At 42.5% G+C, this 22,445-nt stretch carries 20 protein-coding genes; 3 read left to right on the top strand and 17 right to left on the bottom strand.

From position 1 onward, the window contains the following. Positions 1 to 36: 36 nt before the first annotated feature. The 11 genes from rfbB to DXA60_RS06000 all read right to left on the bottom strand — a co-directional run bounded on the left by rfbB (position 37) and on the right by DXA60_RS06000 (position 10,473). Positions 37 to 1,119 carry a dTDP-glucose 4,6-dehydratase gene (gene rfbB, locus DXA60_RS06050; protein ID WP_022112668.1) on the bottom strand — a complete coding sequence of 361 codons (1,083 nt, stop codon included), beginning with the start codon at positions 1,117 to 1,119 and terminating at the stop codon, positions 37 to 39. A gap of 109 nt (positions 1,120 to 1,228) precedes the next feature. Continuing rightward, the gene (locus DXA60_RS06045) at positions 1,229 to 2,860 is read right to left on the bottom strand and encodes a glucosyltransferase domain-containing protein (RefSeq protein WP_117920388.1); all 1,632 of its coding nucleotides are present in this window, start codon (positions 2,858 to 2,860) and stop codon (positions 1,229 to 1,231) included. Between the two features lie 4 nt (positions 2,861 to 2,864). Beyond that, positions 2,865 to 3,737: a dTDP-4-dehydrorhamnose reductase gene (gene rfbD / locus DXA60_RS06040; protein ID WP_117920386.1), complete on the bottom strand. Its 873-nt coding sequence runs from the start codon at positions 3,735 to 3,737 to the stop codon at positions 2,865 to 2,867. Positions 3,738 to 3,782: 45 nt separating this feature from the next. Next, complete coding sequence (locus DXA60_RS06035) at positions 3,783 to 4,046, bottom strand: HPr family phosphocarrier protein (protein WP_117920384.1); 264 nt, start codon at positions 4,044 to 4,046, stop codon at positions 3,783 to 3,785. A gap of 70 nt (positions 4,047 to 4,116) precedes the next feature. Continuing rightward, positions 4,117 to 5,466 (bottom strand): phosphoglucosamine mutase, encoded by a 1,350-nt coding sequence (glmM, locus tag DXA60_RS06030; RefSeq protein WP_117920382.1) that lies wholly within the window; start codon positions 5,464 to 5,466, stop codon positions 4,117 to 4,119. A gap of 27 nt (positions 5,467 to 5,493) precedes the next feature. Then, positions 5,494 to 6,813, bottom strand: a complete 1,320-nt coding sequence (locus DXA60_RS06025; RefSeq protein ID WP_117920380.1) for a CdaR family protein — start codon at positions 6,811 to 6,813, stop codon at positions 5,494 to 5,496. Then, the gene (cdaA, locus tag DXA60_RS06020; protein ID WP_442969710.1) at positions 6,779 to 7,684 is read right to left on the bottom strand and encodes a diadenylate cyclase CdaA; all 906 of its coding nucleotides are present in this window, start codon (positions 7,682 to 7,684) and stop codon (positions 6,779 to 6,781) included. Before cdaA ends, DXA60_RS06025 begins: the two co-directional genes overlap by 35 nt. Positions 7,685 to 7,723: 39 nt before the next feature. Then, positions 7,724 to 8,722, bottom strand: coding sequence for a hypothetical protein (locus DXA60_RS06015; protein ID WP_117920376.1), 999 nt, complete (start codon positions 8,720 to 8,722; stop codon positions 7,724 to 7,726). 55 nt (positions 8,723 to 8,777) lie between these two features. After that, a complete protein-coding gene (locus DXA60_RS06010; protein WP_117920374.1) occupies positions 8,778 to 9,203 on the bottom strand; it encodes a hypothetical protein in 426 nt (141 codons plus the stop codon). A gap of 83 nt (positions 9,204 to 9,286) precedes the next feature. Next, on the bottom strand, positions 9,287 to 9,685 hold the full coding sequence (locus tag DXA60_RS06005; protein ID WP_186899896.1) for a flagellar protein: 399 nt from the start codon (positions 9,683 to 9,685) through the stop codon (positions 9,287 to 9,289). Between the two features lie 41 nt (positions 9,686 to 9,726). Continuing rightward, a complete protein-coding gene (locus DXA60_RS06000; RefSeq protein WP_117920370.1) occupies positions 9,727 to 10,473 on the bottom strand; it encodes a ComF family protein in 747 nt (248 codons plus the stop codon). Positions 10,474 to 10,671: 198 nt separating this feature from the next. On the opposite strand from DXA60_RS06000, the gene DXA60_RS05995 reads away from it, so the two are divergent. From DXA60_RS05995 to DXA60_RS05985, 3 genes are read left to right on the top strand one after another with little or no spacing between them, the layout of a single operon-like run. After that, positions 10,672 to 11,736 carry an ABC transporter substrate-binding protein gene (locus DXA60_RS05995; protein WP_117920368.1) on the top strand — a complete coding sequence of 355 codons (1,065 nt, stop codon included), beginning with the start codon at positions 10,672 to 10,674 and terminating at the stop codon, positions 11,734 to 11,736. A 26-nt stretch (positions 11,737 to 11,762) separates the two neighbouring features. Beyond that, positions 11,763 to 12,710: an ABC transporter permease gene (locus DXA60_RS05990; RefSeq protein WP_117920366.1), complete on the top strand. Its 948-nt coding sequence runs from the start codon at positions 11,763 to 11,765 to the stop codon at positions 12,708 to 12,710. 1 nt (position 12,711) lies between these two features. Then, entirely contained in the window at positions 12,712 to 13,506 is a 795-nt protein-coding gene (locus tag DXA60_RS05985; protein ID WP_186899915.1) for an ABC transporter ATP-binding protein, read from the top strand. A 115-nt stretch (positions 13,507 to 13,621) separates the two neighbouring features. Here DXA60_RS05985 and recD2 read toward each other — a convergent pair whose 3' ends face one another. The 6 genes from recD2 to uvrA all read right to left on the bottom strand — a co-directional run bounded on the left by recD2 (position 13,622) and on the right by uvrA (position 22,431). Next, entirely contained in the window at positions 13,622 to 15,835 is a 2,214-nt protein-coding gene (gene recD2 / locus DXA60_RS05980; protein WP_117920362.1) for an SF1B family DNA helicase RecD2, read from the bottom strand. A gap of 147 nt (positions 15,836 to 15,982) precedes the next feature. Then, positions 15,983 to 16,336, bottom strand: coding sequence for a hypothetical protein (locus DXA60_RS05975; RefSeq protein ID WP_117920360.1), 354 nt, complete (start codon positions 16,334 to 16,336; stop codon positions 15,983 to 15,985). A gap of 34 nt (positions 16,337 to 16,370) precedes the next feature. Next, positions 16,371 to 17,189, bottom strand: coding sequence for a flagellar hook-basal body protein (locus DXA60_RS05970; protein WP_117920358.1), 819 nt, complete (start codon positions 17,187 to 17,189; stop codon positions 16,371 to 16,373). 20 nt (positions 17,190 to 17,209) lie between these two features. Beyond that, positions 17,210 to 18,004: a flagellar hook-basal body protein gene (locus DXA60_RS05965; RefSeq protein WP_117920504.1), complete on the bottom strand. Its 795-nt coding sequence runs from the start codon at positions 18,002 to 18,004 to the stop codon at positions 17,210 to 17,212. A 99-nt stretch (positions 18,005 to 18,103) separates the two neighbouring features. Next, entirely contained in the window at positions 18,104 to 19,099 is a 996-nt protein-coding gene (locus DXA60_RS05960; protein ID WP_117920356.1) for a rod shape-determining protein, read from the bottom strand. A 467-nt stretch (positions 19,100 to 19,566) separates the two neighbouring features. Then, the gene (uvrA, locus tag DXA60_RS05955) at positions 19,567 to 22,431 is read right to left on the bottom strand and encodes an excinuclease ABC subunit UvrA (RefSeq protein WP_117920355.1); all 2,865 of its coding nucleotides are present in this window, start codon (positions 22,429 to 22,431) and stop codon (positions 19,567 to 19,569) included. Between the last annotated feature and the right edge of the window lie 14 nt (positions 22,432 to 22,445).

Genomic DNA, 22,445 nt, shown 5'->3' with positions numbered 1-22,445 from the left:
ATCGCCCCATCTGACGGTACTGCTGCCTGCATCTTCTTACCTGTTCTGATACATATCCTCATAATATTTCTGATAATCACCGCTGGTAACGTTTTTCATCCAGTCCTCATGTTCAAAGTACCATGCGATCGTCTTTCTGATACCCTCTTTGAACATTGTCTCCGGCTCCCAGCCGATCTCAGCCTTGATCTTATCCGGTGCGATCGCATAACGTCTGTCATGACCTTTTCGATCCTCCACGTAAGTGATCAGATCTTTGCTTACAAGTGCACGTCTCGGATCATCTGCTGGAAGCATCTCAAGCAGTGTATCTATGATGATATTGATAATCTCGATATTCTGTTTTTCATTGTGTCCGCCAACATTATAAGTCTCACCAAGACGGCCGTTTTCCTGAACCATATCGATCGCTTTTGCATGATCATCCACATACAGCCAGTCACGGACATTCTTTCCATCGCCATATACCGGGAGTTTCTTTCCATGCAGCGCATTATTGATGATAAGTGGAATCAGTTTCTCTGGGAACTGATACGGTCCATAGTTATTAGAACAGTTCGTAATGTTTGCCGGGAAATGGTAAGTGTCAATATAAGCCTTTACAAGCATGTCCGAAGATGCCTTGCTTGCTGAATATGGGCTGTGCGGTGCATATGGTGTTGTCTCATAAAAGTATGTTCCATCATCCTCTAAGGAACCATATACCTCATCTGTTGATACATGAAGGAATTTCTTTCCTTCTTTAAAACTGCCATCCGGCAGTTCCCATGCAGCTTTTGCACAGTTCAACATAACTGCTGTTCCAAGCACATTCGTCTTTACAAATACTTCCGGATTTTTGATACTGCGGTCTACATGACTCTCTGCCGCAAAATGTACAACGCGGTCAATGTCATTTTCTGCAAAAATCTTTGTAATTGCCTCTTTATCTGTAATATCTGCACGCACAAAGGTATAGTTATCACGATTTTCAACGTCTTTTAAATTTTCCAGGTTACCTGCATAGGTAAGCACATCCACATTGATGATCCTGATCTCATTGTCATATTTGCGAAACATGTAATGAATATAGTTAGATCCAATAAATCCGGCTCCACCGGTTACCAAATAAGTTCTCATAATTTTCTCCATTCTATGATCTGCAAAATCTCTCGTCATTTTACCATACTTTTATTATCTGTACAAGTAACTACCACCAGCAGGTATCTATCCTGCAGGCAGACTGTCTCTACCACCAGTCCACTGCCGGGCGTTCCGTAATTTCGGACAATTTTACGATCACCATATCGTCCTCCATGCGAATTGCCCCATCCGCCGGAAATACCGGCATATCTTCCGATAATGCCGCAGCTTTATTTTCCATATCCCAGGAATAGCCATCATCCAGATGTACTCCGTTATGTGCCTCTAAAAATCCGGTGATCCGGTGTGTTGCACCTGCCGGATGCTCTTTGGTATAATCCCATTCAAAAAATGACCAGCCATACATTTCGGTGCGACGGTTCCAGCCATTTAACTGCGGCTCACGGTATCCGATAAATATCACCTTTTTATCCACAGGATCTGCATCCACTTTGGAGCTCTCCCTTTTTAAGGCATCTGCAATCTGATCTGCAAGCAGTGCATCCTGTTCATATCTCACCTGATCTGCATTATGCATTCTGAAATTATAGCAGATCTGCCCGCCTGCAGTCACAATGACAAGCAGTACTACAGCATTGCTTATCATTTGCAACTTATGACACACTTTTCTGTCCTGTTCTGCTTTTTCTGATTGTGCCACAGAAGCCTGCCGCTCTTTCAGGGTCATCACACCAAACATTGCCAGAAATGCCGCCGCAACCGGAAGTGCTAACTGCGTTCTTGTTACCAGCATTGCACCAGCATATATTGTCATTAAAAATGGCGTAATAAGCATAAAAAGCATTCCTGCTGTAAATATTCCAAAACCGGTGCGGCCTATTTCTGCCTTTTTGTTCCATACAGCCCATATTGCAAAGAATGCAAGCAATATACCGATCACGTAAAACGAAAAATTTCTTGGCCCGACTGTAAGAAGCTGGTTTTTTACAACACGAAGAACATTCTTTATACACTCAGCGACCGACAGCATTCCCCAGTTGCTCTGTCCTTCCATATAGTCACCAGCCGCCATGAACCAGGTATCTGCGATCATTTTGTATATCAGATAAGCAACTCCAAAGTGAACTGCCAGAAAAACGATGCGCAGCCCCCATTTTTTTCTTTTTCCATTGACCTGCCAGAAGATCAATAAGAAAAACATGGTGCAGACTGTGATATAATAAGCTGCCAGTGCCTGATAAGTTCCAAGCGCTATTACAAGAAATGCCACAGACAGCACTGTTTTACACAGATTTTTTGCACTTCTGTTTTCTTTATATTCCTCTAGAAAACAGATATCACACATCCAGAATCCCGTAACTGCCACCAGGAGCATTGCCAGTGCGATCTCCGCCTGCTGCATGGAAAAATAAAACTGAAAACTCCATATATTTGATGTCATATAAAGCAGGGTAAATATCCAATAAGGTTTTTCATCCTTTTTCCCGGAAAAATAATAACAGCCATATGTCAGCACGTTACCACCAAGGATAAAAAACAAAAGCATCAGAATACCGCTCTTTACCGCTTTGTGTACCCCAAGACCAAGAATCCGTTTTAAAAGAACCAACCCGAACCTTCCAATGGTAAGCCATCCTAATGTAGATCCGGGATGATTGATCAGTTCCTCCGTATCGATCCTGATATTCGCATTAAACGCCTGATATCCAAAGCAGACCAGTGCTGCAATTACAGACAGCAAAATCAGCCGGTAATGTTTTTTGATATATTCTGTCATTGTATTATTCCAGTGTTTTCATATATTCATCAAGTGCAGCCTGCCAGTCAGCCATTTTGTAGCCATCTGTCAGTTCCATCATATAGTTCTCAAGGATCGAGTATGCAGGTCTGTTCGCAGAAGCCGGATTCATTTTAGCATACTGTTCACTTGTGACATGGTTAACTTTTGTTGTTTTCCCTGCACGTTTAAAGATTGCTTCCGCAAAAGCCGCCCAGTTCGTATCGCCCTCGCAGGTTGCATGAAATGTACCGTAATTTTCTGTCGGTTCAAAATGATGTATTGCTCTTGCAAGTTCCACCGCACTTGTCGGAGAACCCTGCTGATCACATACTACGCTGACTTCATCGTGTGACTCCGCAAGACGAAGCATTGTCTTGACAAAATTTTTCCCATCTCCATAGAGCCACGCTGTACGGAAAATGAAATATCTGTCTGCAAATTCACGGACAAATTTTTCTCCCTCTGCTTTTGTCTTTCCATAAGCACTGACCGGATGGATCTCATCAAACTCCGTATACGGTCTTGTTCCATTTCCTTCAAATACATAATCTGTGGAAACGTGAATCATTTTTGCTCCGGCTTCTCTTGCTGCAATACTTAAATTTCTCGGTCCGATCGCATTGATCCGGTATGCAGCATCCCACTGCTGTTCACAGGCATCCACATTGGTATGTGCTGCACAGTTTATAATAACATCTGGTTTTTCTGTACGAACCAGCCGAAGGACTGCATTCACATCTGTAATGTCAAGTGCTACGATACCTTCACCTTCAGCAACATCTGTATTGATAAAGGAAACATCTTCATCTTTATACTCCTGTCGGATTGCACGTCCTAACTGTCCGTTACATCCTGTCACTAATATCTTCTTCATTTTTTCTCCATTGCTGTACTTTTTTATGAAAATAATATATTCAGACTACTCACCCAGCCCATTTTCAATTGCTGTCACAATTGTAGTAAGCGCTTCCTTTTCGTCTTCACCTTCGCAGACAAGTTCTATCTCATCCCCGGATTTGATACATGCACCAAGCACGCTCAATACACTCTTTGCATTTGCTGTATTCTCTCTGTACCGAAATGTCACATGAGATTTAAACTGCATAGCCTCCTTGCATAAAATTCCAGCTGGTCTCAAATGAAGCCCCGTTGGATTCTTGATCGTTACTTTCTGACTTACCATAGTAAATCCCTCCAGACTGTTTATTTTACCACTGCATTTTTTCTGCAGCCACTTTGATTTCATACAGATCTTAAAGCATGATCTTTGTGATCAGGTCTGCTAATTTTTTTGCTTCCTCATCGATCACGTGCTGATCTTTTCCCTCGATCATTACACGGACAAGCGGTTCTGTACCGGATGGACGGATCAGCACTCTTCCTTCTCCATTAAATTTCTGCTCTAATTTTGCAACGGCATCCGCGATCTCCTGATAATCCATGAAATTATCTTTTTTATGGTTTGGCACCTTTGCATTTACAAGTGCCTGCGGCAATACTTCCATGACAGATGCAAGTTCTGATAATGGCTTTTTCGTTTTTACCATAACTTCAAGCAGATGAAGTGCGGAAAGCAGTCCGTCTCCCGTTGTATTATCATCGAGGAAGATAACGTGTCCTGACTGTTCGCCTCCGATATTATATCCATGTTCTCTCATATTTTCAAGGACGTATCTGTCACCAACCTTTGTCTTTTCCACATGAATGCCTTCACGCTCTCCCATCAATGAAAAACCAAGATTTGTCATTACAGTGACAACGATCGTATTCTTTTTTAAGGTGCCTTTCTGTTTCATATAATTACCGCAGATCGCCATGATCTGATCTCCATCGACCAGTTCGCCCTTTTCGTCCACGGCAAGCATACGGTCTGCATCCCCATCGAATGCAATACCAACGGCGGCATTTTCATAAACTACTCTGGCTTTTAATTCGTCCATATGCGTCGAACCACAGTTTGCATTAATATTGGTTCCATCCGGTTCTGTATGGATCGCCACCAGATCAGCTCCAAGATCTTTCAATGCTTTCACGGATGTATAATGGGCAGCTCCCTCTGCGCAGTCAACCACGATCTTCATGCCTGTCAGATCAACAGGAACACATTTTTTCATGAACTCTACATATTCATCCCGCAAGTCAAAACGGTAATCAATCTTACCCACTCCGGAACCGATCGGCAGATTAACATCTTTCATATTATTGCGGATCAGTGCTTCAATCTCATCTTCAAGCTCATCAGAAAGTTTATATCCCTCACCGTTAAAAAACTTGATTCCATTAAATTCCATCGGGTTATGAGACGCAGAGATAACAACTCCTGCATCCACTTTATGTTTTCTTGTCAGATATGCAATTGCAGGTGTCGGCATTACCCCAACAAAAATAGCATTCGCTCCAACGGAACAGATTCCTGCCATCAGTGCACTCGCAAGCATTCCTCCTGAAATTCTCGTATCACAGCCAACAATAATAGTTGCCTGATGTTCCTGCTCTTTCGTAAGCACATAAGCTCCCGCCTGTCCAAGTTTTGTTGCAAGCTCGATCGTAAGTTCTGATCCTGCTACTCCACGCACACCATCTGTACCAAACATTCTTGCCATTGTATTTCCTCCAGTTATCATTTTCTTTTATTCTGTTTTAGAAGCATTCTTTTTGCTGCTTTCTGTTGCTTTTGTTTCATTTTCCGTATTTTCGGCAGTAATATCAACCGGTATCCGTACGGTTTTCACCTGATAAAGTTCATTATCAACATCTATATCTGCAGCAACCTTATGTTCACCATTTCCATATCCCTGCAGATTGACAGTACCTGTAATATCATCTGCTGACAACTTTTTAATATCACTTTCAGCTCCGGTGATCTCAACCTCGATCGTTTCTTCTGTAATCTTTGCCTTTGCCTCATCCGGAATGTTTTCAAGAGTAAATGCTGATGCATCCACCTCAAACGTCTTTGTTGTGATCGGTTCTACTTTTACCTTCACTTCCACTTTTGCATCTGCTGCAAGTACAAGTGAAGTTCCATCCGGAAGATAAGATGTAATATCCACAGTTGTCTCAACGTCTTCCGTCGCACCGCTCATATCTAATACCTCATCCGGTATCGTGATCTTAGTCACCTTGTTAAGTACATCTGTCTCTCCTTTGATCCGGACTTTTTTCGGACTGTAGGTAATTCCTTTTAACGTATACCCGGATGCCACATTTCCTTTTGTCTGGAACGAAAGATCTACATCTTTTGTATTTAATATCTGTGCCGTGATCGTAACGGTATTGATATTCATTTTTAACTTTGAGGCATCAATCTCATTGCCATCCGCATCATATAAAACCGGTACCACCGTATCCGTCACATCCGATGACATTCCATCAACATTGATCGTTGCAACCACCGTACTGATCTGGCTTGTAACAGAAGACGGTCCTGATATTTTCAAAAGATTCGATGTTACGATTGAAACATCTCCGAGTGCACAGCCGTTCATGACCGTACCCTCCGTGTTTGCAGTAATCTTTTTCTGTACATTTCCAAGGTCTTCCACTGTTACATCCAGATACTGCTGTTTGGATGAAATGGTAACCGTATTACTGTTATATTTACTGCACGTAATTGTAATCGGAACACGGCAAATGCCGTCCCCTTCCACATATTCAATCTTTTCCATATCTGCAACAGCGGTAAAATCCGTGTTGGATAGCTTTTCCAGAATACTTCGTTTTGCAGATGCCGTAAACGTAACTGTATTTTTTCCACCAAGTGTCTCGGAATACTTTCCATTTGAAGTAAGATAATCCATATTATCCTGCGTCACACTGATCGTATACTGTGCGGGTTTGACCGGATCATCAATATTGACCACCACAATCCACAAAGCGATCGCAAATAATAAAGCCAGTACTTTGAGGCCAAGATTATTCGTCAGTTTTTTTGCGAGATTCTTTAACATCCTTAAGCCTCCTTCTCCATGATTCAATTTTGCTTACTTTCTTTTCACGCCGCTGTATGTATGCAAGTTTATTTTTTAAGAACTCTGCATCCACATTGCGGTACAATTCACCACCCATGGCAATGGAAACTTTTCCTGTTTCCTCTGAAACAACGATCGTAAGTGAATCACTTACTTCACTGATTCCGACTGCTGCACGATGCCTTGTTCCAAGATCCTTGCTGATACTTAAGGAATCCGTAAGCGGCAGATAACAGGTTGCAGAAACCACTCTGTCTCCCCGCACGATCACTGCACCGTCATGAAGCGGCGTATTTTTTTCAAAAATATTGATGAGAAGCTGACTTGTCAGTATTCCATCCACCGAAATTCCTGTTCTTTCATACTCTGACAGGACAATTTCATCTTCAATAACGATCAGTGCACCTGTTTTGACCTTTCCCATCTCATAGCATGCCTTTACCAGTTCATTGATCGTTTTATCTGTAAATTTTGCAATTTCCCCTTTTGAAAAATCAAACGCGAAAAAAGAAGTAAGGAAGTTCTTCTGTCCAAGATTTTCCAGTGCCTTTCTGATCTCCGGCTGAAAAATAATAACTATGGCAGTAATAGCGACGCTTAATGTGTTCTTTGCGATCCAGATGATCGTATTCATCTGAAATACAGCCGCAACCAGAACAAACAGCAGTATAACCATAATACCTTTTAACAGTACCCATGCTCTTGTATTTTTGATCCACACAAGCATATAATAAAACAGAAATGTTATGATAAGAATTTCCACAATATCTGTCATTGTAATCTTTGGTAAATTTAAATAAATAGACGCTTTTTCCCAAAATGCGCCCATGGTCGCCATCGCATTCTGCACCTGCTTCACTTTCCTTTCCGCTATCTGTATTTAAAACAACTAATCCAGCAGATCTTCGTCAATCTCCATTTCTTCTGCGAAACGCTTTTTTGTCATACGGTCCTGCTCTTCTTTTCCGCCGAATCTGGTCACTTTTTTATCCGTACCTGCAACAATCGCTTTTGGCACAGCTTTTACATAATAATAATATTCATCATCTTCAAACTGAAGTCTCTCTGTTCTTGAATAATCCAGATTAAAAAATAAGAACTGGATCCCAAACGCAATCACACAGGAAATAATACTTCCCACCAGGATTGTAACCGTTTTCCCGCTGATTCCAAGTACCATATCCCCTGCAATCATGCCAACTGCCTCGAACAGAATACCAAAAATAATTGCGACCGCCCATGCATGTTCAATGGACATTCTACGTATAATGTAAACGATGACAAGAGTAACTACCATAATTGCAAGTACAAGATACATTTCCCTATTGCCCAGAAGCTGATTTAATGCAACAACGATCTTTGACGTTGCTGCTTCCTTCTCATCCACTCCACCAAGTGTTGTCGCATTCTGCTTTACACCATTTAAGAAGAAGTAGAGAATGATTCCACAGACCATTGAAAACATGGAATATAATTCCCGTAAAAGTCCCATACCAACCGGCATCACAAACGGAATATTTAATCCGAAACAGATCGGTGTCAAAAACACTCCATATTCGTTTTTTGGAGAGAAACGAAAGTACAGAATGTAGATCAGAATAAACAAGATAAGTGCTACAATACATACTTCCAGAGAAAGTGCATACATATCCGCAAGAATCAATACAGAACCAATAAAGACAATTCCTCCGACCGGAAGGATCGAACAGATAAGTGCCAGGATCAGCGCGATTGGTGTACTGCTGATTTTTTCCATGTAGCCGATATTATGATTTATCATTAAAAATGCTGTGAGTGCAACAGCAAATTTTATAACCGGTGTAATGTATATATCATATTTTCCATAAAAACGCGTTAACTTTTCTTTTAATTCCAATAAGGTTGTCATACTAATCTCCATTCCTGCATGCGAAAACTCTCATTTTCCACATTACTTTCTGTTGTCATTCCCAGTCTTTGTTTCCGTTTGATTTCAACCGTTCTTCCCGCAGATACATTGCATTGATCTTTTTTAAACCCGCATAGTATTTTTTTACCTTTTTCCTGCCATAAGTATATTTCACATTAAAAATAATATATGTAGCCAGAAGATAAATTACCATAAAAACTCCATATAATATTCCCAACGTAATGGCAGATTGTATAAGATCCATATTATTGATCTGCTTCATCAGTGTTTCCATGGAATAGAGTACCCATAGTCCTAACATTATAAAAAAGGCAATCGTGCCGATCACAAAACTTTTTAAAAGCTGTAATGCCACATAATCTTTCCTTGCATACTGGATCATTGGTTTGCAGCTTTTTCCATCGTTTGCATCAAATTTTGCTATTTTTATCATACTGTGCAGTCGTTGTTCATTGACCATGCTGCGTTTCCTTTCTCATACCAGGCTGTATTTTATATCACATGATAATAAAGCAGGACCACCTGTCAGGCCCTGCTCTCTTCTTATAAGAAACGCATTCTGTTTCCGTCGCGCTCTTTTTTCGGTGGTTCTATAGGCTTTGGTTTTTCGATCGAGTTTGCGAATGAATCTGCCATTGCAGCTTTACACTTTTCACAAAAACGTCCTGTCCGAATCGGTCTGCCGCAATGTTCACAGGTAATCCCATCAAGTGATGCTTCTGACAGTGAAAGTCTCTCTTCCCTGATCCATTGCTTGATCTGTTTCACCGACACATCATTATCCTCGGAAACCTGATTCACAGAAGCATCCGGATGATCATCAAGATACTGTTTTACTTTCTGAAACTTTTCTTCCAGTTTCTTTCTGCAGGCATCGCATAACGGTGCGCCCCCCATATAGTTAAATAAACGTCCACAACCTTTGCAATTTTTTACTTCCATACTGGCATGACCTCCTGTCATTCTGTCATTCTGTCAATCTGTCAATACCCTTCTCCGATACTAATACAGATATAATATATTTTTTTCACACCTGACTCTTTCAGGGTTTTTGATATTTCGTCCATCGTACTTCCTGTTGTATATATATCATCCACAAGTACGACTTTCTTATATTTTACTATATCTGATGTCAATTGGAAAGCATTTTTTAAATTACTGCGTCTCTGTAAATCATTTAACTCTTTCTGGGGTGTTGTATTTCTCACTCTTTTTATCAGATGCCTCTCAACAGGAATCCCCGTCTTTCTCCCAAGTGCCTGCGCAAATACTTCGGCCTGATTGTATCCACGCAGTCGTTTTTTCCGTGGAAACATAGGAACCGGAATCAACACCTCTGCCTCTGTCCGCTTCAGCCATGTCCCATACTTTTCTATTGCAGCATCCGCATAAAACTCTGCATATTCTCTTTTATTTCCATATTTAAAGCGGTACATTGAATTTCTTATACCACCCTCATAAACAAACACTGCCTTTCCCTGTGTATACACATGCTTCTTTTTCCCACAATCCGGACAAAACTCTTCCCGCTCATCCACAAGTGGTTTTCCGCATTTTTTGCATGAAGGTTCTCCTGCCACATGTACTTTGTTTTTACATGACGAACAAATTCCATTTCCTGCCGCATCGATTTCATCACAGATTGCACACCTTCGGGGGTAAAGGATTTCAAGTATCTGAAATATTATTTTTCTTCCATATGAGGAAATTCCATTTTTTCCGGTTTTCATAAGATCCTTTCCCGATCTCTCCTTGCAAAGGATATCATTTTTACATCATATATACCATAAAGTTTTTCTTAATTTTTTCTTACTATACAGATAAACGAATACACAATACTGAATAATAATAGTTGACGAAAACGATTCAGGTCTTTATAATTTGTTTATTAAAAGCGATAACACTTTAAAGTCCTAAAGGAGGATTCTATGAAAAACTACAGGAAAATTTTATCTGTCGTAATGACAGCAGCCATGGCTGCTTCACTTGCAGCATGCGGAAACAGCACAACAAACACAGGCAGTACAACAAATGCATCATCTTCCGATGCAGCACAGACATCTGATGCAGCAGCCACCGAAAGCGCTGCTGGCACCTCTTCCGATGGTAAAAAATACACGATCGGTATCTGCCAGCAGTTAGAGCACCCGGCTCTCGATCAGGCAACACAGGGATTCGAAGACGCTCTGACCGAATTACTCGGCGCTGACAATGTTACCTTTGATCTGCAGAATGCACAGGGCGAGCAGGCAAACTGCGCAACCATCAATAACGGGTTCGTATCTAACAACTATGATCTGATCATGGCAAATGCAACAACTGCACTGCAGTGTGCAGCATCAGCGACCAGCACGATCCCTGTTATCGGAACTTCTGTCACAGACTATGCAACTGCTCTTGATATTGACAACTGGACAGGTTCCACCGGAACAAACGTATCCGGAACAGCAGATCTTGCCCCAATCGACCAGCAGGAAGACATGCTTGTCGAATTATTCCCGGATGCCAAAAATGTCGGTATTCTTTACTGCTCCGCAGAACCGAACTCCGCTTATCAGGCAGCAGAGTTTGAAAAAGCCCTCGATGAGGACAATATTTCCTATAAAGAATACACTGTATCGGATTCCAACGACATTGCTTCTGTCGTACAGAGTGCCGTCAGCGACTGTGATGTTCTCTATATTCCGACTGACAATACCATGGCAGGCAATACTGAATCCATCAACAATATCGCACTTCCGGCAGGTGTTCCGATCATCGCCGGTGAGGAAGGTATCTGCTCCGGCTGTGGTGTAGCCACACTTTCCATCAGCTACTATGACATCGGATATGCTGCAGGTAAAATGGCATACGATGTTTTAGTAAACGGCGCTGATATCTCTACCATGGATGTACAGTATGCAGAAAATGTTACAAAAGAGTACAATGCTGATATCTGTTCACAGCTTGGCATCACTGTTCCGGATGACTATACAGCCATCGCTGCTGAATAAAAATATTTTTGATAAGGGGTTTTCCTATGACAATACTTATGTCTTTAGACCCGATGGCTCTCTTCCGCTCCATGCCCGGCGCATTCGCGCAGGGGCTGGTCTGGGGGCTGATGGCATTGGGTGTATATATTACATACAGACTTTTGGATTTTGCTGACCTTACCGTAGACGGTTCTCTTGCCACCGGCGGTGCCGTTGCCGTAATGCTGATCCGCTCCGGCATGCACCCGTGGGCAGCACTTATTTTTGCATTTTTAGCAGGCATGGCAGCCGGATTTATTACCGGAATCCTGCACACTGCACTCGGAATTCCCGGAATCCTTGCCAGTATTCTGACACAGATCTCCCTCTATTCCATTAACTTAAATATTATGGGAAGTTCCAATCAGGCTGTCAGTGTTGACAAGTATCCGTTAGTTGTTTCCCTGCGGTATATTTCGGATTCTTCTTCCACAAAAATCCGTTTATTTATCACCTGTGTTCTGTTCTGTGTTGCAGTCGTAGCACTTTTATACTGGTATTTCGGGACAGAACAGGGACATGCGATCCGTGCAACCGGATGCAACCGCCAGATGGCGCGTGCACAGGGTATCAATACCGATTTCCATACTGTCGTTGCGCTGATGATCTCAAATGGTCTCGTCGGTCTGTGCGGTGGTCTTTACGCACAATATCAGGGAGCTGCAGACGTCAACATGGGACGTGGTGCCATTGTAATCGGACTTGCCGCTGTCATCATCGGTGAAGTCCTCTTTGGAAAATTATGTGCTGGAAAGCATCTAGCATTTGCGTATACCATGTTTTCTGTAATCGGTGGAGCGATCATCTACTATATTGTAATGAATATCGTATTGTGGCTGAAACTTCCGTCTGATGACTTAAAACTGTTTTCCGCCATCGTCGTGGCGATTTTCCTTGCATTCCCGTATCTCAAGTCCAAATACGGCAGGAAAGGGGTGTCTGTCAATGGCTGAAATGTTAAAACTTGATAATATCCATAAAACTTTTAATCCAGGAACCATCAATGAAAAAGTTGCACTAAACGGTGTCAACCTGACCTTAGAGGAAGGTGATTTCGTCACTGTCATCGGAGGAAATGGTGCCGGTAAATCAACTACGTTAAACGCAGTTGCCGGTGTATGGCCGATCGATTCCGGTAAAATATATATCGGAGGCGATGACGTTACTAAGTTATCCGAACACAAACGTGCCAAATATCTCGGACGTGTATTTCAGGACCCAATGACCGGAACCGCAACCACTATGTCAATTGAAGAAAACATGGCAATTGCAGCAAGACGTGGAGAAAAACGCGGGCTCTCCTGGGGTATCACTCATCAGGAACGTGACACTTACCGGGAGCTCCTCAAAACCTTAGATCTCGGACTTGAAGACCGTCTCACCAGCAAAGTCGGTCTGCTTTCCGGTGGACAACGCCAGGCGATCACACTTTTAATGGCTTCGATCAAAAAGCCAAAACTTTTACTGTTAGATGAACACACTGCTGCACTTGACCCAAAAACTGCCGCAAAAGTGCTTGAGATTTCCGATAAGATTATCTCAGAAAATCATCTGACCGCCATGATGGTCACACACAATATGAAGGATGCCATCGTACATGGCAATCGTCTGATCATGATGCATGAGGGAAAAGTGATTTTAAATATCTCCGGGGAAGAAAAAAAGAAACTGACTGTCGAGGATCTTCTCCATCAGTTTGAGAAAGTCAGCGGCGAAGAATTTGCCAATGATAAAGCGTTGCTTTCATAGCAACCGCTTACATGCTCCGCATGTATTTATGTAATGAATCAAAAAGCTGCCATACAATATGACCGGTGTTAAAAACTTTTCATCGGCTGCTAATTGTATGGCAGCTTTTTATTATTTAATTTTCTTTTAAGCGGTCGCAGAGTCCGCTATACCGCTTCTGCTGCGAGGTATTCTGAATCATCTGCTGAAAAGTCACTTCATTGCCGACTAATGTCACACACTTTCTCGCACGCGTGACCGCAGTATACAAAAGATTCCGGTTCATCAGCATCATAGGACCACTGAGCAGAGGAATAACAACTGCAGGATACTCACTTCCCTGCGATTTATGTATCGTGATCGCATAGGCAAGCTCAAGTTCATCCAATAGCTTATAAGGATACTCCACCATTCTTCCCTCGTCAAATTCAATGATCATCTGCTCTGCAAAATCATTGATCTGTCTTATGATCCCCATATCTCCATTGAAAATTCCGAGACCTTTATCCACAGTCAGACCATATTTTGTACGAATTTCCCACGCCAGCTGATAGTTATTCTTCGTCTGCATAACTTTATCCCCTTCGCGGAACACTGTACTGCCATACTCTTTCTCTACCTTATCATTTGCCGGCGGATTCATATAACGCTGCAAAATTCCATTCAGACGCTCTACTCCCAGCAAGCCTTTGCGCATCGGCGTCAGCACCTGGATATCATACGGCGTGGCATCTACGAATTTAGGTAATTTCTGTTTGATCAGCTGCAAAACCACATTTATGATCACATCCGCATCATATCTTTTTAAGAAAAAGAAATCCATGCTCTTATTGTCTAGCACCACTTCTTCTCCATGGTTGATCTTATGCGCATTGACAATAATATCACTGGTGGATGCCTGTCGGAAAATCTTTGTCAGCATGACCACATTGCAGGCATGTGACTGAATGATATCACGGAGCACACTGCCTGGTCCGACACTCGGAAGCTGGTTGACATCCCCGACAAGGATCAGCCTTGTCCCAACGGAAATTGCCTTAAGCAATGAGCACATCAGAGAAATATCCACCATCGACATCTCATCTACAATGATCACATCTGCTTCCAGCGGATTGCTCTCATCCCTTTCAAATCCTCCGCTTCCTTCAGCTCCTCCATTCAACTCCAACATACGGTGAACTGTCCGTGCTTCAAATCCGGTCGTCTCGCTCATACGTTTTGCAGCGCGCCCGGTCGGAGCAGCCAAATAGATTTCAAGTCCCTCCAGTTCAAAATAACGGATGATCGTGTTGATCGTTGTCGTCTTTCCGGTTCCCGGTCCTCCCGTGATCACAAGCAGTCCGTTGCGCACTGCCTCTTTGACTGCAGTTACCTGATGTTCATCCAGCGTCATTCCGCTTTTCTTTTCAATTCCCCGGATTCGCTGTTCTATCTCCATATCAGACACATCATAGCTTACATTGAGACGTTTCAACATGGTAGCTGTGTTTGCTTCCATGTAATAAAAGGATGCAGCATAGATCTGCGTCTGATCTTCCATCTGCTTTAATATGATTTTCCGCTCAATCGCCAGATCCATATACTGTTTTTCCACCTGTTCCGCCGTAACATTCAATAATTTAGCTGCACGCGGTGTCAGCTCCGTTTCAGGCAGATAAGTATGTCCCTCCCCACTTGCCTGAAGCAGTGTATAGAGTATTCCACTGCGCACACGGAAATCCGAATCCATGCGTATCCCGACTCTTGCTGCAATCTCATCCGCTGTCCTGAATCCGACTCCATCAATATCATCTGCCAGGCGGTATGGATTTTCCCGGATAATACTGTAAATATCCTGTCCATATGCCTGATATACTTTAACCGCAAGGTTCATTGTGATTCCATATTGCTGCAAAAAGATCATCGCCTGACGCAGATCCCTTTTTTCATTCACCTGACTGGCAATCTCCATTGCTTTCCGGCTACTGATTCCTTTGATCTCCGCAAGACGTTCCGGCTCTTCCTCTATGATCCGGAAAGTATCCTCCTTAAAACGTCTGACGATCCTCGCAGCCATGGCAAGTCCGATTCCTTTGATCGCCCCGGAACCAAGATACCTCTCGATTGCCTCTTCATCCTCCGGTGCTTTCTCCTCAAAACTTGCCACCTTAAACTGCTGTCCATAGGTCGGATGCTCTGTATACTCTCCCTGTGCCTCAATATTTTCTCCTTCTGCAATCGCAGAAAATACCCCTACGCAGGTGATCTCATCTTCTCCGCTTACCAGATTTAAGACGGTATAACCATTATCCGCATTTCGATATATAATGTGTTCCACATATCCTGCAAGACTTTCCACTTTTTTCTCCATTCCAGTAACTAATTTAAAAAATGCAGTCTAACGGGATTCTGAAGCAGAGATTCATTTTCCCATTAAAACTGCACTGATTTATGTACTTATCTGCACACCTTACTTCGCTGCGCCGATTTTACAAAACTGTATTTTATCTGCGCGCCTTTATTCAATATTATAATTACGTTTCATCTGCTCATAGAGCTGTTGTGTAAAACTGGTTCCAACTTCATCCACAACCTGATCAGCAACTTGTTCGATCACATTATCCATATAATAATCAGTCATCGTTGATGTAGAAGAATCCTCTTCATCATCATCCATCAGGCTCTCCTTGATCTCTTTTAAAACCTCTTCCACAAAATATGATTCAAAATCTTTGCATACCTGCATCAGTTCATCCTCGGAAGTATCCGAAGAAATACTGTTTAAGGAGTTCTGCAGAGAGTTTGCCTGATTTGCAGCTGCCGTATTCTTACTTGTATCGATCAATGATGAAATGCTGTCCATGGAAATCATATCATTTTTCCTTTCCTATATCCGCTGTCTGTCCTTAGCGTTTCAGATTATTTGCCTGCTCAAGCATCTCATCTGATGTCGTGATTGCCTTGGAATTAAGCTGATATGCACGCTGTGCGATGATCAGGTTTACCATTTCATCTGCAACCTGAACATTCGACCCCTCTAAATAATTCTGTAAAACCTTACTCTTAGTAAGATTTGCCGTCGTAGACTCATTCATGGCATTCCCGGATGCCGGTGTCACCGCAAGAAGATTCGTTCCTACCTTTTCAAGTCCACTTGGGTTGTTAAACTGGAACAACCCGATAGTCTGATTCATATCTACATAATTACCGGCAGCATTGGTATATCCAATTTTTCCATTTTCGCTGACGATCACTTTTTCTGCACTGATACCTGCCGGAAGATTGATCGGCTGGTTATTGGAATCTAAAACAGGATAGCCCTCATTTGTGCAGAGAGTCAATGTATTACCTGCATTTACAGACCATACAAAATCACCGGCTCTGGTATAGTAAGTCTTTCCATCTGCTCCGCGCACTGCAAAAAATCCATCTCCACTGATTGCAAAGTCAGTAGCATTCTCACTTGCCATCAGTGATCCCTGTGTATAAATGGAGGTGTTAGATGCCACCCTGGTACCGAGTCCAACCTGTGCAGAAATCGGTTTTTCCTCTCCATTTGCACTGGTTGTTCTTGTCTGAATGGTTTGATAGAGCAAAGATTTAAACTCCATCTTCTCCTGTTTATATCCAACTGTATTAACATTTGAAAGGTTGTTTGAAATATTATCCACATTTGACTGCTGTGCAATCATACCGGTTGCCGCAGTATAAAGAGCTCTCATCATAATTCCGGTTTACCTCCTGCTTATACCTTTCCTACCTGATTTACCGCTTTATCGAGTGTTTCATCCACAGCATTGATCACCTTTTGTCCTGCCTGGAAAGCTCTCGATATCGTGATCATATTAACCATCTCCGAAACAACATTGATATTGGATGATTCGATACATCCCTGTGTTACTTTCGCAGTAGACGCCTGACGAACCCCACCATTTACCAGATCATACATATTCTCGCCATACTTCGCCAGATAATTATAATCTTCTATATCTACAACACCGATCGTTCCGACCTGCTGGTTGTTCTGAAAAATATTTCCCTTTTCATCAACGGTGATCGGTAAATTCGGATCTACCTGAATACGTGCTCCTGCATCTGCATTCATTGCGCCATTCTGGTTTAACACATAATCGCCATCTTTCGTGACAAGATAACCTGCTGTATTTACCACAAAAGCTCCATCTCTGCTGTACTTCACAGATGTATTTCCAGCTTTATCTGTATAAGCGATCGCAAAAAAACCATCGCCATCCAGGGCAAAATCTGTAGAATTATCGGTTACCCGGAAATTTCCCTGACTGTAATCTGTATAAGTCTCTCCTATGTGTACCCCCATGCTCATGGTTCCAAGTTTTTGTGGCATACCATAATAGGAAGTATCCTTAATCTTGATTGCAAGTTCATCTGCAAATGTCTGGTTGGTAGCTCCTTCTTTCTTATAACCATTGGTATCTGCATTTGCAAGGTTATTGGAAAGAATATCCAGACGGTTCTGTTCATTGATCATTCCTGTATACGCTGTATACAATCCTTTTACCATGTAAACTCTCCATTTCTGCACAGCTTTTGTTCTTTTTATCACATCTTCCGTGCACAAAGCATATCTTCCATTTATTGTATCGGCAAATCTTTCATAAAATTAATCATCATCACGTTTTCCGGCTAAAAACTCTACGAATTTTCCGGTACCGATCGCAACGCATGTCATTGGTTCATCTGCAGTCATCGTATTGATTCCCGTGCGATCCTCAATCAATTCCTCTAAACCTCTGAGCAGTGATCCCCCACCTGTCAGCACGATACCACGATCTGCAACATCTGCTGCAAGTTCCGGTGGTGTTTTTTCAAGTACGGAATGTACGGCTTCCACGATCTGAAGCGTCGGTTCTCTGAGTGCCTCTTCCGTCTCCTCTGAGGAAACTGTTACCGTTTTCGGAAGTCCTGTCACAAGATTACGTCCACGCACATCCATCGTCTCAGCCTGTGCCTGTGGAAAACAGCTTCCGATGCGGATCTTGATATCCTCTGCGGTACGCTCACCGATCAGAAGATTGTGTTTTTTACGCATATAACGAACGATCGCCTCATCAAAATCATCTCCGGCGATCTTGATAGAAGTGCTGACAACCGAGCCTCCCAGGGAAATAACTGCAATATCTGCTGTTCCTCCTCCGATATCTACGATCATATTTCCACATGGCCTTGAAATATCAATACCTGCTCCGATTGCAGCAGCGATCGGCTCCTCAATGATTGCAACCTCTCTTGCTCCTGCCTGATAGGTTGCATCCTCAACAGCCTTTTTTTCAACCTCTGTAACACCGCTTGGCACACATACACTGATACGTGGCTTGCGGAATGTTTTTTTACCAAGTGCTTTCTGTATAAAGTACTTGATCATCTTCTCTGTAACCTGATAATCTGAAATAACACCCTGACGAAGTGGTCTGACTGCTACGATATTGCCCGGTGTTCTTCCAAGCATCAGTCTTGCTTCCTCTCCGATTGCTTTTATCTTATTTGTATCACGATCAAAAGCCACAACTGACGGCTCCTTTAATACAACACCTTTTCCTTTGATATAAACTAATATGCTGGCAGTACCGAGATCGATACCAATATCTGTACTCATCATTTTAAATACTTGCCCCTTTCGTCTCTCTGTTCCTAAAATCTATGGGTAATATTCCCATGTCCTCCCGGACACAGAAATGCCATTAAACCTATTTTTACATATACAGTCCTATTATATACAAAAAATGGGATTTTTCAAAGGTTTTTTTATGGCAGGACTGCATTTTTAAAAAAAATAAGAAAATCTTCATTCTTTTTTATTTATTTTGTTTATTTTTCATTTTATCATCACATTTTCATCACATTTTTATTTTATATTCTAAGAGTACTAGCTAATAAGTCCGATACAAACGGACCCAACCGTCAGTAAGTCTGACGGGCAGTATAATTTTTCATAACTCATGCTTCCCGGTTTTCCGCAAGGGATTCCGGGGAGTACTCCCCGAATGTAATAAGGCGCTGCAGTTGCAGCGCCTCTTTTGATGCAGTCAATCCTGCTTTCTTTATATTTTTACAGTTCTTACATACTTAAGATTCCTGACAGTTCTCCCTGTCTCTCTCAAGATATTTTTTCACATAATATCCCGTATAGGATCCCGGCACTTCTGCAACTTCCTCCGGTGTTCCCTGTGCGATCACAGTTCCGCCACCGTCTCCGCCTTCCGGTCCCATATCGATAATATAATCTGCCGTCTTTATCACGTCTAAATTATGCTCGATCACGATCACAGTGTTTCCACCATCCGAAAGTCTTCGCAGGATCTCGATCAGCTTATGGACATCTGCAAAATGGAGTCCTGTTGTCGGCTCATCGAGAATGTAAATCGTCTTGCCTGTGCTTCGCTTCGACAGTTCCGTTGCCAGTTTGATTCTTTGTGCCTCTCCACCGGAAAGTTCCGTTGATGGCTGTCCAAGTTTGACATACGACAGTCCCACATCATAGAGTGTCTGGATCTTTCTTGCGATTGCAGGTACATTTTCAAAGAATTTCAAAGCCTCTTCTACTGTCATGTCAAGCACATCATAGATGCTCTTACCTTTATATTTTACTTCTAATGTATCACGGTTATAACGCTTTCCACCACAAACCTCACACGGAACATATACGTCCGGCAGAAAATGCATCTCTATCTTTAAAATTCCATCACCTGAACATGCCTCACAGCGCCCTCCTTTTACATTGAAACTGAATCTTCCCTTCTTATATCCCTTCGCCTTCGCATCCGGTGTTGCAGCAAAAAGATCACGGATCATATCAAATACCCCTGTATACGTCGCAGGATTTGATCGCGGTGTTCTTCCGATCGGGGACTGGTCGATATCGATCACTTTGTCTAACTGTTCAATGCCAAGGATATCATCATGTTTGCCCGGAATACATCTTGCACGGTTTAAGTCTCTTGCCAGTCTTTTATATAATATTTCATTGGTGAGAGAACTCTTTCCCGAACCAGAAACACCTGTAATACAGGTCATGATACCAAGCGGAACCTTCACATCGATATTTTTAAGGTTATTCTCCCTCGCACCTTTTATTGTCAGAAATCCGGTCGGCTTTCTGCGCTCTGACGGAACCGGGATCTTAATTCTGCCGCTTAAATAAGCACCTGTCACAGAATTTTTATTTTTCATGATTTCTTCTGCAGTTCCGCACGCTACCACTTGTCCACCGTGCGCACCTGCACCGGGGCCGATATCCACTATATAATCCGCAGCAAGCATCGTATCCTCATCATGCTCTACAACGATCAGTGTATTTCCAAGATCTTTCAAATTCTTTAATGCACCAAGCAGCTTATCATTGTCTCTCTGGTGCAGACCAATAGACGGCTCATCTAAAATATAAGCCACACCCACAAGACCGGAGCCGATCTGAGTTGCCAGCCGGATACGCTGTGCCTCTCCACCGGAAAGCGTTCCAGTAGCACGGGACAGTGACAGATAATCGAGTCCGACTTCATTTAAAAATCCCACACGCGCACGGATTTCTTTTAAGATCTGATCTCCGATCAGATGCTGCTGATGACTTAACTCCATGTCATTCAGAAAACTTCCGAGACTTTTTACGGACATGGATGTAATCTCATAAATATTCTTATCCGCAACTGTAACAGCTAATGATTCTGCTTTCAGACGCTGTCCCTTACATGTTTCACACGGAGTGATACGCATAAACTGCTCATATTCCTGCTTCATGGTATCAGAACCGGTCTCACGGTATTTGCGCTGTACATTCCGGATCAGTCCCTCAAATGCCACATCATAAATACCTTCGCCACGCATTCCCTTATAATGTACCTTTAGTTCTTTGCCATCTGTTCCATGCAGGATCACGTATTTAATCTCATCCGGATAATCCTGAAACGGTGTCTCCAATGAAAAATGATATTCTTCGGTCAATGCTTTTAACACAGCATACGTAAAACTCGACGGATCTGTACAGGACTGCCATCCCATAACCTGGATTGCCCCCTCCGCAATTGAAAGACGCTTGTCCGGAATCATCAGATCCACATCAAACTCCATTTTATAACCAAGTCCGAAACAGGTCGGACACGCACCAAATGGATTATTAAATGAAAAACTCCGCGGTTCAATCTCTCCGATACTGATACCGCAGTCCGGACAGGAAAAACTCTCCGAGAACTGGATCGGCTCCCCATCGATCACATCCACCGTCATCAGTCCCTTTGACAACTCCAGTACATTTTCAATGGAATCTGATAAACGCTTCTCAATACCCGGTTTTACCATCAGACGGTCTACCACTATCTCGATATTATGCTTTTTATTCTTATCGAGTTTAATTTCCTCGGTCAGCTCATACATACTGCCATCTACGATCACACGCACATAACCGCTGCGCTTTGCCTGTTCTAACAGCTTCTGGTGCTCTCCTTTTCTTCCCCGTACCACCGGTGCTAAAAGCTGGATCTTAGTACGCTCCGGAAGTGTCATGATCTGATCGACCATCTGGTCAACTGTCTGTTTTTTAATCTCCCTGCCACACTTTGGGCAATGTGGGATACCGACCCTTGCATACAACAGACGAAAATAATCGTAAATCTCCGTAACAGTTCCAACGGTAGATCTTGGATTACGATTCGTTGATTTCTGGTCGATGGAGATTGCCGGAGACAATCCTTCAATTTTCTCTACATTTGGCTTTTCCATCTGTCCTAAGAACTGTCTTGCATAAGAGGAAAGTGACTCCATATACCGTCTCTGTCCCTCCGCATATATTGTATCAAACGCAAGCGATGATTTTCCGGAACCGGAAAGTCCGGTCAGCACGACAAATTCATCTCTTGGAATATCTACATCAATATTTTTCAGATTATGCTCATTTGCACCTCTGATCTTAATGTATTTTCTTTCACTTGTTTTTTTCATGATTTACTGTCCTT

Source organism: Roseburia sp. OF03-24, assembly GCF_003463035.1.
GTDB lineage: Bacteria > Bacillota > Clostridia > Lachnospirales > Lachnospiraceae > Roseburia > Roseburia rectibacter.
Note: the sequence above shows the minus strand (reverse complement) of the source record. Positions and strands in the feature narration are given on the sequence as shown.